Genomic DNA, 15,692 nt, shown 5'->3' on the forward strand with positions numbered 1-15,692 from the left:
TCAGCTTTTTTTATGGAAAAACATTTATCCGACAGAGTTAACAATATGTCAACCTCGGCCACATTGGCCATGGCTGCAAAAGCAAGGGAGTTAAAAAGCCAGGGGAAAGATATCATAGGGTTGAGCTTAGGTGAACCTGACTTTACTATTCCCGAATTTATTAAAGATGCTGCCATCGAAGCAATTCGAGATGACATTCACGCTTACCCCCCTGTTGATGGTTATGCCGAACTTAAAAATGCAATCATCAAAAAATTTAAAAGAGACAATCATTTAAGTTATGAGCCCTCTCAAATTGTAGTCTCCACCGGAGCAAAACAATCGTTGGCAAACATAACGATGGTGATGCTCAATCCGGGAGATGAAGTGATTTTACCCGCTCCATATTGGGTAAGTTACAGTGATTTGGTAAAACTGGCTGAAGGCGTCCCAGTTGAAATTTCAACTACAATTGAAACCAACTTTAAAATCACCCCTCAACAACTGGAAGCGGCCATAACTCCAAAAACCAAATTGGTGATGTACAGCTCTCCCTGCAATCCCAGTGGTTCTGTTTACAGTAAGGATGAGTTGAGAGCACTGGCAGATGTGTTAAAAAAACACCCAAACATTTATGTCGTTTCCGATGAGATTTATGAGCACATTAATTTTGGAAACGAGCACTTTTCCATGGCTCAATTTGAAGATATGTATGACCGTACCATCGTTGTAAATGGAGTTTCCAAAGCCTTTTCAATGACCGGATGGCGCATTGGTTATATAGGTGCCCCTACATGGATTGCCAAGGCTTGTAATAAAATTCAAGGGCAAATTACCAGTGGCGCCAATGCCATTGCACAAATGGCAACCATTGTTGCGCTGGAAGCCTCTCCAAATGAAATTCAATATATGGTGGAAGCCTTCAAAAACAGAAGAGCTTTAATTCTCGATCTCTTGAGTGAAATACCCGGTATGAAAACCAATACTCCCGAAGGGGCATTTTATGTTTTTCCCGATATTTCCAGCTTTTTTGGAAAGACCATACGCGGTAAAAAAATTGACAATGCAGGAGACTTTTCGTTACTTCTTTTGGAAGAAGCATTGGTAGCTACCGTTACCGGTGAAGCCTTCGGTGACCCCAATTGCATTCGACTATCTTATGCCGCTTCTGAACAAGAAATCAGGGAAGCAATCAAGCGGATTAAAGAAGTGTTAGGTTAAACAATAAAAATTATTATCATTCAGCTTAGTTTTATATAATAAACAAAGAATTCACCTTTTTTTGTAAACTGAACACTCAATACTCTTTTACCTGTTCCTCCAGAAAAAAGGAGTCAATAATATCAGTACCGTAAAAAGCTCTAAACGTCCCACAAGCATCAGGAAAGTGGCCCACCATTTACCAAGTGTGGGTAACATATCATAAGAAAATACCGGCCCTAAACCTCCAAGTGCAGGTCCCACATTACCAAGTGTGGAAGCCGCCCCTCCAAGTGCTGTTTGAAAATCCAGCCCCAGGAACGAAAACACAGCCACGCCTATAATAAAAAGTAAAATGTAAAATATAAAAAAGGCCAGAATATTAAATACAATTGATTGAGGAATAGCTCTTTCATTATACCGAACAGGAAGCACTGCATGCGCGTGGAAAGCTCTTTTAAACTCTAAAATGCCATTTTTGATAGTGATTAAGTGTCTCACAATTTTCATCCCACCCGATGTGGAACCTGCAGAACCTCCCAAAAACATTAACCCAAAGAAAAACATCGTTAAAAAGGGTGTCCACATAGTATAATCGGCCGTAACAAAACCTGTAGTGGTGACTATAGCCAGCACCTGAAACAATGCATGTCTTATAGATGCCTCAAGTTTGCCAAATACTTCAGGATGTGCTATAGATGAAATTGAAAAATCTGCCTGGAAATAAACGATTGATGCGACAATGAACGTAAAAATTAAAATAAAAACACCATACAAGCGAAACTCTTCATCTCGAAATATTTTAGAGAATCTCCCTTTGAAAGCAAAATAACTCAACACAAAATTGGTTCCTGCAAGGAACATAAAAACAATTGTAATGTATTGAATTGCAGGAATATCGTTCCAATGAGCTATGCTGGCATTTTTTGTTGAGAACCCACCGGTGCTTAAAGTTGACATTGAATGATTGATAGCGTCAAAAAGTGACATCCCAGCAAGATTCAGTAAAAGGGTTTGGATCAAGGTATACAAAAAATAAATCAACCAAAGTCTTTTGGCAGTGTCTGTAATTCGCGGGTGTAATTTATCACTGCTTGGCCCCGGAGCCTCTGCTGCAAACAGCTGCATCCCTCCAATTCCCAACAGTGGTAGAATTGCAATAGCTAATACAATAATTCCCATACCACCAATCCAATGTGTCAAACTTCTCCAAAACAAAATACTTTCAGGAAGGCTTTCAATTTCATTCAAAATGGTAGCCCCGGTGGTTGTAAAGCCACTCATGGTTTCAAAAAAAGCATTCGTAAAATTAGGGATGGCACCCGTCATCACATAAGGCAAAGTGCCGCTAAACGCCATAATAAGCCAGCCAAAGGTGACAATAATATACCCGTCTCTTTTCTTGATTTCTTTTTTGTGATTTTTGGTAAGAAGGAAAATCACTGAGCCAACAAACAATGTTAAAACTCCCGCTGAAAATATCCCGGTGGTCACTCCATCCTCAAAATACAAACTCACGGCGGAAGCTGCCAACATAAAAAATCCATTAAACACCAAAAGAACAGCCAAAAAATGACAAATTATCTTAAAGTTGAAACGTCTCGTAAAGCGTGTCATATTAATTAAAATATTTTTCTACTTTACTAATGGCGTGGGGCAAACAGCACACCACTACCCTATCTCCACTTTTAATGACAAAATTGGGAGTCGCTATCAACCCGTTTCCATTGCGAATTACCCCACCTATAATTGCTGACCTGGTAAAGTCAAGTGAACGGATGGTCTTGTCAACAACAAACGAACTTGAGGAAACCACAAATTCCAGTAGCTCGGCATTCATATTGGTGAGTTTGGTCATCGCTACTACTTCCCCTTTTCGGATGTATCTGAAAATATCATTGGCAGCCAATAGTTTTTTATTGATTAACGTATCAATTCCTATGGATTGTGATAATTGAAAATAGTCCATATTCTCTACCAGTGCTATGGTCTTTTTTACACCTTTGGATTTGGCAACAAGGCACGACATTATGTTGGTTTCACTATTTCCGGTGACGGCAATAAAAGCATCCATATCCTGGATAGATTCCTCCTCCAGCAATTCTACATTTCTTCCATCGGTATTAATGACCAGCACATTGGGTAACATATCTGCCAGATCAAAGGCTTTTTGTTTATTGCTTTCTATCAGCTTTACCCTAAAATGATTTCTACATAATTCGCGTGCGGTTTTAAATCCAATCTTACTACCTCCTAAAATCATCACATTTTTAATGTCTTCTCTGATTTTTCCGGTTAATTTATAAACCTCTTCTACACCTTCTAACGTAGTTAAAAAATAAACCTGATCACCTTCTTTATACACTGTGTCCCCTCGTGGTATTAGGGTATATTGCGTCCCAAAACGCTGAATAGCAATAGGTATAAATTCAATTCCGGGATACACCTCAGCGGCCTCTTTCACTGTTTTGCCAACAAACAAAGCCGTTCTGGGAAGTTTGATTCCAAACATTGTGAGCACACCGTCTTCAAATTGATACGTGTTGCTAAAAGCACTCTGATTTAACAAGAGTTCTATTTCGGCAGAAGCCAGAGACTCAGGTGAAATCAATTCGTCAATACCAAAAGTTGAAAATCCAATTTCATCTTTATTCTTGATCCATTCGGTGTTTGAAATACGTGCAATAGTTTTTTTGGCACCCATTTGTTTGGCAATAAAACAAGCAGTGATATTTGTGGTTTCACTGGAAGTAACACCAATCAACATATCCGCACGATCTATATGAGCATCTTTCAGTACTGAAGGAGATGTACAATCACCTTTTAAAACCCTGATATCCAAATGTGTTTCGGCATACGACAAACTGTCTTTCACATTGTCAATCAAAGTGATATCCTGAGATTCATAGGACAGTAATTTTGCTAAGTGAAAACCTACTTCACCGGCCCCTGCAATAATAATTTTCATCGGTATAAAAATTTACAAACCAAGCTATTATTCTTTATGGTTGTTGAAACGAAAAGTATAACAAAGTTACTATAAAAATAAACAAGCACCCTCATTTCATTTAAAATTCTATTATGAAAAAAGCAATGCTAAAATGCTATATTTGCACAAAATATTGATATGAGTGAGAAAGTAAAACCCTATAAGGAATCTGACCTCAACAAAAAGAAGCAGGTAGAGAAAATGTTTGACACCATTTCAGGTAATTATGATGGTTTAAACAGGGTGATTTCATTGGGAATAGATAGAAAATGGCGAAAGAAAGTCATCAAATTTGTAATGGAAACAAATCCTGAAACAGTTCTCGATATTGCTACCGGAACTGGTGACCTAGCCATCAGTTTTGCTCAATTTGATATCAAAAAAATCGTGGGTTTTGACCTTTCTGAAGGGATGCTTTCAATCGCAAGAAAAAAAGTCATCAAACAAAAACTAACTGATAAAATTGATTTTATTCAAGGAGATTCTGAAGAGATGCCATTTGAAGACAATAGCTTTGATGCAATCACGGTGGCCTTTGGTGTAAGAAATTTTGAAAACCTTGAAAAAGGGCTTTCAGAGATTTTAAGGGTTTTAAAGCCTGGTGGAACATTTGTAGTTTTGGAAACCTCAGTTCCTACTAAAGTTCCTTTCAAACAAGGGTACTTTTTTCACACCAAATATATACTCCCATTAGTAGGAAAACTCTTCTCAAAAGACAAAGTCGCCTATAATTATTTAAGTGAAAGTGCTTCTGTATTTCCTCATGGTGAAAACTTCAACAATATTTTGAGAAAAATTGGGTTTAAAGAAGTGAAAAATAAACCGCAAACCTTTGGGGTTGCAAGTATCTACTTAGCATCAAAATAGATTTATGAAGAATATTTTTTTGATATTGGCATTGCTCTTTTTAGTGGAAACAGCTCAGGCTCAATTATTTTCTAAAGAGCGTCTTGCAAATCTTGAAAACTTTGATAAACGAAGATGGAGTTGGGGATATTTTTTGGGGTTTAACAACTATGACTTCAAATTTGATTATAAAAACGAAACAGGTGACCCAGATATATTTGTGGAAGCCAACGGCGGTTTTAATGTAGGGCTGATTGGTGATTTAAGACTAAACGACTATTTTAACTTAAGACTGGAACCCGGATTATACTATACAGAACGCAATTTAATTTATCCCGGTTTTGAGGAAGAACGTGACTACCTTAGAGAAGTGAAGTCAACTTACATCCATATACCACTATTGCTCAAGGTTTCCACCAAAAGACTTAATAACTTTAAACCTTTTCTTGTAGCGGGCGTTTCTACTTCTTTTGACCTTACCAGTGACGAACAAAACCCAGAAGACAACAGCGTTGGCCGGTTCAGAATGACAACCAATAATTACTATTATGAACTTGGCTTTGGAATTGACTTTTATCTTTTTTACTTCAAATTTACACCATCTATCAGAGGTGTTTTTGCTTTAAACGATGAGCTGATCAGAGACGTGGATCCTAACAGTCCTTATACCGTGAATATAGACAAGCTTTCTTCAAGAGGTGTTTTTATCAACTTCACTTTCCAATAGAACGGTGAAATTCACTCAGCAAAATGGAAGTAGCCATGGCCACATTGAGACTTTCTGTTTCTTTCGAATTACCAAACTGAGGGATGCTTATTTTTTTTGTTAAAAAGGGTTCTAGTTCTACTGAAATGCCTTTACCCTCATTACCCATTAATATGATCGCATCACTGGGAAGTTGTTCCTCATAAACAGATTGACCATCCATAAAAGCTCCATAAACAGGTAAACTGTTTTCATTGGTAAAAAAAGCATCCAGCTCTTTATACACCACATTAACTCTGGCAAGGGAGCCCATCGACGCCTGTAAAACTTTTGGATTGTAACAATCTACCGTATCGCTGGAACAGATAAGTTGTTGAACTCCAAACCAATCACACAAACGAATGATGGTGCCTAAATTCCCCGGATCTCTCACATCATTGAGCGCAACCTGAATACCTTTATTGCTATAACTTTTGGATGCTGAAATTTCAAAAACTGCCAGCGCCGTATTTGGACTTTTCAAGACGCTGATTTTCTTGAGGTCAGTGGGCGAAACTTCGGTCGTTTTACTTTCGGGCAAACCCGAAATTAATGAAGTCGCAAAAAGTGAATGCAACTTCCACCCTGCCTGATAAAACTCCTGAATAACTTTTGTACCTTCGACAAAAAATAATTGATGTTTTATTCTGAATTTTTTTTGCTGTAAAGACGTTATTAACTTTATTTGGCTTTTGCTTACCATGCAAAACTTGTATTTTTGAACACTAATTAATCTACTTTTTGAAAAAGCTATTTGCAAAAATACCATTATTTCTGCTAACCCTCATCATACTGAGCTCTTGCGATGCCGTTAAAAAAGTTAGCGAAAATGATTTTTTACTCACTAAAAATACCATTTTAATTGACGACCAAGAGAGTTCAGATGCCGGTGCTTACAGTCAGATCATTCAGGAACCCAACTCCCGTCTTTTAACCATCCCCATTGCGTTGCACTTTTACAACTTGGCCAGTGAAAAAACAGATTCTGTTTACTATGCACAGTTATATAAAACCCCACAAAAGAAAAAACGACTCGTCAGCATTTTTTCACAAAAACAAGTGGATGAAATCGTCAACTATAAAGTGGGTTTCAATAACTGGATTAAAAGTAATGGGGAAGCTCCGGTAGTTATTAGAAAGGACCGGGCCGAACGATCAAAAGAACGCATTGAAGAATACTATAAAAGTTTTGGCTGGCTCAATGCCAAAGCAAGTTATGAAATTATTGAAGACACTTTAAAAGAAAAACGGGCTTCTATTATTTATAAAGTGGAAAGGCAACAACCTTATTTTTTAGATTCTATCGTAAAAAAAATAGACTCCCCCATCGTCGACTCCCTTTTTAAATCCACTGAAAGAAAAAGTCTGATTAGATCTGGACAACAATATTCCCGAAATAATTTTGCAGATGAAAGAGACCGTGTCACTGTTCAAATGCGGAATTCAGGCTTGTTTCACTTTAATCAGGAGGCTATCTCATTTATTTCAGACACTGTAAATACAGGACACAAAGCCAACATTGAATACCTCATCAGCGACCGAGCTATTCAATCTGGCGATACAACCCTAAGGGAACCCTTTAAGATTCATAAAGTTCAAAAAATTAAAATCATAACAGATTACAGTTTTGAAAATCGCAATAAAAAATTCCAGGACTCTGTAAATTTTAATGGCTACACTCTCTATAGTTATGACAAAATGAGCTACAGGCCCAAGGCCATAACAGACGCTGTATTTATTGAACCCGGCGGAATTTTTAAAGATACAGACCGCACCCTTACATACAATCATTTAAGTGAACTAAGAGTGTTTAGATATCCAAACATCAGTTATGAAATCGACCCGGCCGACAGTACAGATACTGATTTAATCGCTACCATTTTATTAACTCCACGAAAAAAGTTTGGAGCAAATTTTGATGTGGATGTTTCCACTTCAAATATTCAGGACATAGGAATTGGTTTCAGCACTTCCTTTTTGACCAGAAATGTTTTTAAGGGTGCTGAAACACTTGAAATATCAGTAAGGGGGAGCATCGGTTCCTCTAAAGATGTTGCAGAAAGAGACAGCCGCTTTTTCAACCTTTCAGAAGTGGGGGGCGATGTTAAACTGGGAGTACCCAGAATTTTGTTCCCTTTAAACACTGAAGGCATTATTCCTAAATATATGTCGCCTTACACCAATTTAAGTGTGGGAGCAAGCAGTCAGAGTAATATTGGCCTTGATAAACAAACAACCAATCTAATTTGGAACTACAAATGGAGCCCTTCTCGCATTCACACTTACAGAATGGATCTCGCCAACGTTCAGTACATTAGAAATTTGAATACAGGAAATTACTTCAATGTCTATAAAAATTCCTATGACAGATTGAATGACATTGCACTTGAAAACAGTTCAAACATCAATCCTTTTTACTTTAACCTGGACGACAATAACAACCCCCAATCGCTTATTATACCCGAAGGAGCTGAAGGATTCCTCAATGATTTTAATCAAACTGACTTGCAAGGCCTCACTGAAGAAGACCGACAAACCATTAGAAACATTAACCAACAAAAAGACAGACTCACCGAAAACAACCTTATTTTTGCCTCCAATATTTCCTGGATTAGAGACTCAAGACAATCGGTTTTTGACAACCAGTTTTCGCGCATCAGGTTAAAGCTTGAATTTGCCGGAAATCTATTAGCAGGTGTTTCTTCACTGGCAGGAATAGAGAAAAACAACAATGACAATTATGAAGTTTTCAATGTCACCTTTTCACAATATGTAAAATTTGACGGTGAATATGTGAGATATTGGGAGGTCAACAAACAAACCCAGGTTGCAATGCGTCTTTTTGGCGGCATAGCCATCCCTTACGGAAACTCAAACAGTATTCCCTTTAGCCGAAGTTATTTTGCAGGAGGGCCCAACGACAACAGAGGCTGGTTACCATTTAAATTAGGTCCCGGAGCAAGTGACCGTGGTGATGAGTTTAATGAAGCCAACTTTAAGCTTGCGGCCAATATTGAATACCGTTTTACTATTTTGGGTTCCTTCAAAGGTGCTTTGTTTGTTGATGCTGGAAACATCTGGAATGCACTCGACAATATAACAGACGAAAAATCAACTTTTGAAGAATTTTCAGACCTTAAAAACGTCGCCCTTGGCTCAGGCTTTGGACTGAGGTATGATTTTGGATTTTTTGTGCTCAGAGGAGACCTTGGATTTAAAACCTATAATCCAGCCAGAGAAGAAGGTGATAGATGGTTTAAGGAATACAACTTTAGCAATACAGTATTAAACATCGGCATAAACTACCCTTTTTAAGTTTATATTTTTATACTTTTGTACTTACTAAAATAGTACTCAATCATGGTAAATCACACTATTCAACCCGGTGTTGCAACCGGAAAAGCAGTACAGGAAATCCATCAGTTAGCTAAAGAAAAAGGCTTTGCTCTTCCCGCAGTCAATGTAGTGGGTTCAAATTCCATCAATACCGTTTTGGAAACCGCTGCAGCTTTAAATTCACCTGTAATCATTCAATTTTCAAATGGAGGGGCGCATTTCAATGCAGGAAAAGGACTTTCAAATGAACATCAAAAAGCGGCCATTGCCGGAGGTGTTGCGGGTGCTAAACATATACACGAACTTGCTAAAGCTTATGGCGCTACCGTTATTTTACATACAGACCATTGTGCAAAAAAATTATTGCCGTGGATAGACGGACTACTCGATGCTGGCGAAGTTCATTATAAAAAATATGGTATTCCGCTATACAGTTCTCATATGCTGGACCTTTCGGAAGAGCCCATCGAAGAAAATATTGAAATCTCAAAGCGCTACCTTCAACGGATGAGCAAAATGGGAATGACCCTTGAAATTGAACTGGGTATTACCGGCGGTGAAGAAGACGGCGTGGACAACACAGGTGTTGACTCCTCCAAATTGTATACCCAACCTGAAGAAGTCGCTTTTGCATATGAAGAACTTAAAAAAGTGAGCGATCAGTTTACCATTGCAGCGGCATTTGGAAACGTTCACGGTGTTTATAAACCCGGAAACGTAAAACTCACTCCGGTCATTCTTAAAAACTCTCAGGAGTATGTTCAGAAAAAATTTGGCACCGGTCACAACCCTATTGATTTTGTGTTTCACGGAGGAAGTGGTTCTTCAGTTGAAGAAATCAGGGAAGCTATTGGTTATGGAGTGATAAAAATGAATATTGACACCGACCTCCAGTTTGCATTTACAGAAGGCATCAGAGACTATATGGTCAATAACCTAGATTACTTAAAAACACAAATTGGAAATCCCGAAGGGGAAGAACTGCCAAATAAAAAATATTATGACCCTAGAAAATGGTTACGTGAAGGCGAAATGACTTTTAAAAAGCGCCTTGAACAGGCATTCAAAGATCTCAACAATATCAACACACTTTAAGCATACAGTATACTAAATTAAAATATCTTATATCTTTAATCTAAAATAATAAATCAATGGCTTGGTTTAAAAGAACAAAAAAAGGGATTCAAACCCCCACTGAGAATAAAAAAGATGTCCCCAAAGGTCTTTGGTATAAATCCCCTACCGGTAAGATTGTAGATGCCGAACAGTTGGCAAAAAACTTTTACGTTAGCCCTGAAGATGGCTATCACGTGCGCATTGGAAGTAAGGAATATTTTGAAATCCTTTTTGACGACAACAATTTCAAAGAGCTCGATAAAAATTTATCTTCAAAAGATCCTTTAAAATTTGAAGACACTAAAAAATATCCTCACAGACTCAAAGAAGCTGAAAAAAAGACCGGTTTAAAAGATGCTGTAAGGACAGCTGTTGGAAAATCTATGGGTGAAGACCTTGTGATTGCCTGTATGGATTTTACATTCATTGGTGGTTCTATGGGCGCCGTGGTGGGTGAAAAAATAACCCGTGCGGCCGACTATGCGCTTAAAAAGAAAATCCCTTTATTAATAATCTCAAAAAGTGGGGGTGCCCGAATGATGGAAGCTGCCTTTTCATTGATGCAGCTGGCAAAAACATCGGCTAAACTGGCACAACTATCTGATGCTAAAGTGCCCTACATATCATTGTGTACAGACCCCACAACCGGAGGAACCACAGCTTCTTTTGCCATGCTGGGAGACATTAATATTTCTGAACCCGGTGCACTCATTGGTTTTGCGGGCCCCAGAGTAGTGAGGGATACTACCGGAAAAGAACTCCCTGACGGATTTCAAACAGCAGAATTTTTGCTTGAGCACGGTTTCCTGGACTTTATCTCACACAGAAAAGATTTAAAAAAGAATATCAATAAATACATAGACTTGTTATTAAACAGGCCACTGAGGGTTCCGGCTTAATTAAAAAATAGTGACTAAAGAGTAAAATAATAAATTTTATTTCACTACTTTTGCACCCTGATTACCAGAGAGGTAATTTTTACATAAAAATCATTTAAATAATATTGGCATGTACCCAACAAAAGAAGACAAAACAAAAATTTTTGAAAAACACGGTAAAGCTAAAACAGATACCGGTTCAGCTGAAGGACAAATCGCCTTATTTACAGCGCGAATTGAACATTTATCACAACACCTTAAAAGGAACATTCACGATTACAATACTGAGCGTTCATTGGTAAAACTGGTAGGTAAAAGAAGGTCTCTGTTAGATTATCTTATGAAAAAAGATATTGTTAGATACCGTGCTATCGTAAAAGAATTAGGATTAAGAAAATAATTTTAAATGGGGCTTTTTGCCCCATTTTTTTATAATACCTGCCTCAGGCAGTTTCTGAAAAAGCTACTCTTTTAGTTTTTCATTGGTCAACACTACTACACAACACAACGACCATTGTTTAACCAAACAGGCAATACTGCTTGTTTATTATTAATTTATTATGATACCAAAAGTTTACAAAGAGGTCATTGACCTTGGTGACGGTAGAGAAATTTCTATCGAAACCGGAAAATTAGCAAAACAAGCCCACGGGTCTGTTGTTGTACAAATGGGAAAAGCCATGTTGCTGTGTACCGTTGTTTCATCCTACAAGGAGAGCACAATGGATTTCTTTCCATTAACTGTTGATTACCGTGAAAAATTTGCGGCTGCCGGACGTTATCCCGGTGGTTTCTTCAAAAGAGAAGCACGCCCAAGTGATGGTGAAGTACTAACTATGAGAATAGTAGACCGCGTTTTACGCCCTTTATTCCCTTCAGATTATAAAACCGAAACGCAGGTAATGATTCAATTGATGTCTCATGACGATGATGTTATGCCTGATGCACTTGCCGGTTTGGCAGCATCAGCCGCAATTCAGTTGTCTGACATCCCATTTGAATGTGCCATTTCTGAAGCCCGTGTGGGTAGAATCAATGGAGAGTTTGTTTTAAACCCCAGCCGCAGCCAGTTACTGGAGTCTGATCTTGATATGATTATAGGCGCTTCTGCAGATTCTGTAATGATGGTGGAAGGTGAGATGAAAGAAATTTCAGAAGAGGAAATGGCTGATGCTATCAAGTTTGCACACGAAGCTATTAAAGAACAATGTGCTGCTCAATTGCGTTTAGCAGAAGCATTCGGTAAAAAACCGGTGCGTGAATATGAGCCAGCAAAAAGCGATGAATCAATTGCAGCCAAAGTGCGCGAAGCAGCGTATCAAAAAATATATGATATTGCTAAAGGTGGTCACAGCAAAAGAGAGCGCGGCGAAGCTTTTTCAGCGGTAAAAGACGAAGTAATGGCTTTATTTACTGAAGAAGAACTTGAGGAAAATGAAGCGTTGATCAAAACCTATTTCAACAAAATCGAAAAAGAAGCAGTAAGAGAATTGACCCTAGCTGAAGGATTGCGTCTTGACGGAAGAAAAACTACAGATATCCGCCCCATTTGGTGTGAGATTGACTATTTGCCTTCTGTTCACGGTTCTGCAATTTTCACTCGTGGGGAAACTCAGGCATTGGCAACCGTAACTTTGGGAACCTCCAGAGAGTCAAATATGATTGACATGCCAACGCATCAAGGTGAAGAAAGTTTTTATTTACACTATAATTTCCCACCATTTTGTACCGGTGAAGCTTACCCAATTAGGGGAACTTCACGTCGTGAAATTGGTCACGGAAACCTTGCACAACGCGCCTTGAAAGGAATGATTCCTGATGAGTGTCCATATACTGTGAGAATTGTTTCTGAAGTTTTGGAATCAAACGGTTCATCTTCAATGGCAACAGTATGTGCAGGAACGATGGCTTTAATGGATGCAGGTATCCAAATGAAAAAGCCGGTCTCGGGTATCGCAATGGGATTGATTTCTGACGGCGACCGTTTTGCGGTACTTTCAGACATTCTTGGTGATGAAGATCATCTGGGTGACATGGACTTTAAAGTAACCGGAACAGCAGACGGTATCACCGCCTGTCAAATGGATATCAAAGTAAAAGGAATGCCTTATGAAATTTTGATTAAAGCATTGAAGCAAGCCCGTGAAGGCCGTTTGCACATTCTTGAGAAATTGACTGAAACCATTGCTGAGCCAAATGCTGATGTGAAACCACACGCTCCAAAAATCATCACCAGAATAATTCCTAATGAGTTCATAGGTGCCTTGATCGGACCCGGTGGTAAAGTGATTCAGGAGCTTCAAAAAGCTTCAGGAACCACGATTGTTATTAACGAAGATCCTGTTACTGAAGAGGGAATTGTTGAAATTTTAGGTACAGACCCTGAAGGAATTGATATGGTTCTTACTAAAATTGACTCATTGATGTTCAAGCCGGAAGTAGGCGGTACTTATAAAGTAAAAGTGATCAAAATGCTTGACTTTGGTGCTGTGGTAGAATATCTTGACGCTCCCGGAAATGAAGTATTGTTGCACGTTTCAGAATTGGCGTGGGAACGCACCGAAAATGTTTCAGACGTTGTGAATATGGGTGACGAATTTGAAGTGAAATACTTTGGAGTAGACCCAAGAACACGTAAGGAAAAAGTTTCGCGCAAAGCCTTGTTACCAAAACCTGAAGGCTATACCGAAAGACCTCCACGTGATCGTAACGATAGAAATGACCGTGGAAGAGATTCCAGAGGAAGAAATGACAGAGACAGAAAACCGAGAAGGGACTAATTCATTGTCAGAAAATAGCATCCAAAACACCTCTAAATTTTAGGGGTGTTTTTTTTTGATCTGTACGCAACCTTTTTAAAAAGTCAAGACTATTAAGGAAAGAAGTCTTTTGAAAATTTAATTGTTTTATTATGAAAAATTATAGAAAGCTAATAGTCTTATTATTGATTTTCCCTTTTTTGGCATGTGAAAATGAGCCTGTTGGTGAAATTGGTTATACTACAGATTATATATTAGTAGATTCAGAATTATACCACCTTATGAAACGAGTCGCAGAACCGGAATCTGGTGAAGGCATTTCTTGTATTCAATTCAACTATTCATTTCCCATCTTTGTTTTTGACGGCAACCAGGAATTCCTTCGGGTTGAAGGTGTCAACAACAACGAAGAATTCATTTTTCTTCTGGAAAACCTCGAAGAAGACGAGTCCATTAGTTTAAGTTACCCCATGAGCGGTACCACAACCAGTGGTGAATGGATAGAAATCAATACTAACAGTGAGTTAAAAGAAGCCATAGAGAATTGTCTTAAAGAAGAAATAATTAGTAATTGCAACCAAACCCTCTGTGAATTACAATGCGCCTGGGTTATCACTGCTTTCAGCAACACCACCTTTGAAGGAGCCTATTTTAGAAATAATGCTGACGGCACATTCAACCTTTACCATACTACAAATGTTTATTTTGGAACCTGGACCACCTACTTTATTGAAGATCAATTGTACCTAAATATGCATTTCATTGACGACGGTGTCGTAGCTGAGGCTTTTAATTTTGAATGGGAACTGGACTATACTTCAGATGAATTCATGACACTTACTGCAGAAGGTCAAACCCTTTCAATCGGTATAGACTGTGAGCTGCCTTGTTTTGAAGAAAATTATACCCAATGTGAAATAGAAGGAAGTGAAGGAACAGCAAATTTCGCGCTGCAGCAATATGTATTGTGTTTTGGGTATAATTATGGAAATAGTGCCAATCACCCCCTTGAATTTTCATTTTATGAAACTTTGGAGAATGCACAAACCGGTAGTAACCAAATATCCTCAACATCTTATAACAATATTGAAAATCCACAAACTATTTATTTCAAATCTTTGGATATGCAAACAGGCACTACTACAGGTTTTGGCTCTTTTAATATTGAAGCAATTCCTTGTAATTAATTTTTTTTATAAACGATACATTCTACTAAAATGAAAAATATCTTATTTATATTACTTGCTGTTATTTTTACCACAATTTCTTGTTCAAGTGATGATGATGCAATAAATCTATCTGTTGGGGATGAACACCAAGGAGGCATTATTTTTTACCTCGATGAAACCGGGGAGAGTGGATTGATTGCATTTCAACAAGATATTGGAGAGGCTGAATGGGGATGTACGGGAAATGAAGAACCTCTGGCACTGAATGAAGGAATAGGTTTTGGCGAACAAAACACCCTGGCAATTGTAACTTATTGTGATGATGAACATTTTGCGGCAAAGCTTTGTTTTGAGTTAGATATGAACGGGTATGACGATTGGTTTTTACCTTCTATAGATGAATTGGAACTTGTTTACGAACATCGCGATCTTATCGGTAATTTTTCTTCAGACGAAATTGCTGTATATTCGAGTTCTACAGAAGGTTGGCCAAATACTCAACAAGATGGCACCCCCTTTTATCTTAGAACCTTTGTTTTTGATTTTAGTGACACCCCAATTACCGGTGAGAGAAAAATATTTTCAAGTAAAGTAAGTTCACATAAGGTAAGACCTGTTCGATCCTTTTAACATTAAAAAGTCATATATTTTAAACCAGCTTTTAATATAAGAAAG

At 38.1% G+C, this 15,692-nt stretch carries 13 protein-coding genes; 10 read left to right on the forward strand and 3 right to left on the reverse strand.

Features of this window, described 5'->3' with window-relative positions; translation table 11 throughout:
• Positions 1-12 precede the first annotated feature (12 nt).
• The gene (locus IEV69_RS05630) at positions 13-1,200 is read left to right on the forward strand and encodes a pyridoxal phosphate-dependent aminotransferase (RefSeq protein WP_188440366.1); all 1,188 of its coding nucleotides are present in this window, start codon (positions 13-15) and stop codon (positions 1,198-1,200) included.
• An 87-nt stretch (positions 1,201-1,287) separates the two neighbouring features.
• Here IEV69_RS05630 and IEV69_RS05635 read toward each other — a convergent pair whose 3' ends face one another.
• Both IEV69_RS05635 and trkA read right to left on the reverse strand, forming a co-directional pair.
• Positions 1,288-2,796 (reverse strand): TrkH family potassium uptake protein, encoded by a 1,509-nt coding sequence (locus tag IEV69_RS05635; protein ID WP_188440368.1) that lies wholly within the window; start codon positions 2,794-2,796, stop codon positions 1,288-1,290.
• 1 nt (position 2,797) lies between these two features.
• Positions 2,798-4,147, reverse strand: a complete 1,350-nt coding sequence (gene trkA, locus IEV69_RS05640; protein WP_188440370.1) for a Trk system potassium transporter TrkA — start codon at positions 4,145-4,147, stop codon at positions 2,798-2,800.
• Between the two features lie 159 nt (positions 4,148-4,306).
• On the opposite strand from trkA, the gene ubiE reads away from it, so the two are divergent.
• The gene (gene ubiE / locus IEV69_RS05645; RefSeq protein WP_188440372.1) at positions 4,307-5,035 is read left to right on the forward strand and encodes a bifunctional demethylmenaquinone methyltransferase/2-methoxy-6-polyprenyl-1,4-benzoquinol methylase UbiE; all 729 of its coding nucleotides are present in this window, start codon (positions 4,307-4,309) and stop codon (positions 5,033-5,035) included.
• 4 nt (positions 5,036-5,039) lie between these two features.
• On the forward strand, positions 5,040-5,741 hold the full coding sequence (gene porT / locus IEV69_RS05650; protein ID WP_188440374.1) for a type IX secretion/gliding motility protein PorT/SprT: 702 nt from the start codon (positions 5,040-5,042) through the stop codon (positions 5,739-5,741).
• Here porT and IEV69_RS05655 read toward each other — a convergent pair.
• On the reverse strand, positions 5,728-6,462 hold the full coding sequence (locus tag IEV69_RS05655; protein ID WP_188440376.1) for an RNA methyltransferase: 735 nt from the start codon (positions 6,460-6,462) through the stop codon (positions 5,728-5,730). The genes porT and IEV69_RS05655 overlap by 14 nt on opposite strands.
• Before the next feature lie 38 nt (positions 6,463-6,500).
• Here IEV69_RS05655 and tamL point away from each other — a divergent pair, with 38 nt between their 5' ends.
• From tamL to IEV69_RS05690, 7 genes are all read left to right on the forward strand, one after another.
• Complete coding sequence (gene tamL, locus IEV69_RS05660) at positions 6,501-9,074, forward strand: translocation and assembly module lipoprotein TamL (RefSeq protein ID WP_188440378.1); 2,574 nt, start codon at positions 6,501-6,503, stop codon at positions 9,072-9,074.
• 45 nt (positions 9,075-9,119) lie between these two features.
• Positions 9,120-10,190, forward strand: a complete 1,071-nt coding sequence (gene fbaA / locus IEV69_RS05665) for a class II fructose-bisphosphate aldolase (protein WP_188440380.1) — start codon at positions 9,120-9,122, stop codon at positions 10,188-10,190.
• A gap of 56 nt (positions 10,191-10,246) precedes the next feature.
• Positions 10,247-11,110, forward strand: a complete 864-nt coding sequence (accD, locus tag IEV69_RS05670) for an acetyl-CoA carboxylase, carboxyltransferase subunit beta (protein ID WP_188440382.1) — start codon at positions 10,247-10,249, stop codon at positions 11,108-11,110.
• Between the two features lie 109 nt (positions 11,111-11,219).
• Positions 11,220-11,489, forward strand: coding sequence for a 30S ribosomal protein S15 (rpsO, locus tag IEV69_RS05675; protein WP_188440384.1), 270 nt, complete (start codon positions 11,220-11,222; stop codon positions 11,487-11,489).
• Positions 11,490-11,649: 160 nt separating this feature from the next.
• Positions 11,650-13,869 (forward strand): polyribonucleotide nucleotidyltransferase, encoded by a 2,220-nt coding sequence (locus IEV69_RS05680; RefSeq protein ID WP_188440386.1) that lies wholly within the window; start codon positions 11,650-11,652, stop codon positions 13,867-13,869.
• Between the two features lie 131 nt (positions 13,870-14,000).
• Complete coding sequence (locus IEV69_RS05685; protein WP_188440387.1) at positions 14,001-15,035, forward strand: FIDD domain-containing protein; 1,035 nt, start codon at positions 14,001-14,003, stop codon at positions 15,033-15,035.
• 30 nt (positions 15,036-15,065) lie between these two features.
• Complete coding sequence (locus IEV69_RS05690; RefSeq protein WP_188440390.1) at positions 15,066-15,647, forward strand: Lcl C-terminal domain-containing protein; 582 nt, start codon at positions 15,066-15,068, stop codon at positions 15,645-15,647.
• Positions 15,648-15,692 lie beyond the last annotated feature (45 nt).

It is taken from the genome of Planktosalinus lacus, from assembly GCF_014640155.1.
Taxonomy (GTDB): Bacteria; Bacteroidota; Bacteroidia; order Flavobacteriales; family Flavobacteriaceae; genus Planktosalinus; species Planktosalinus lacus.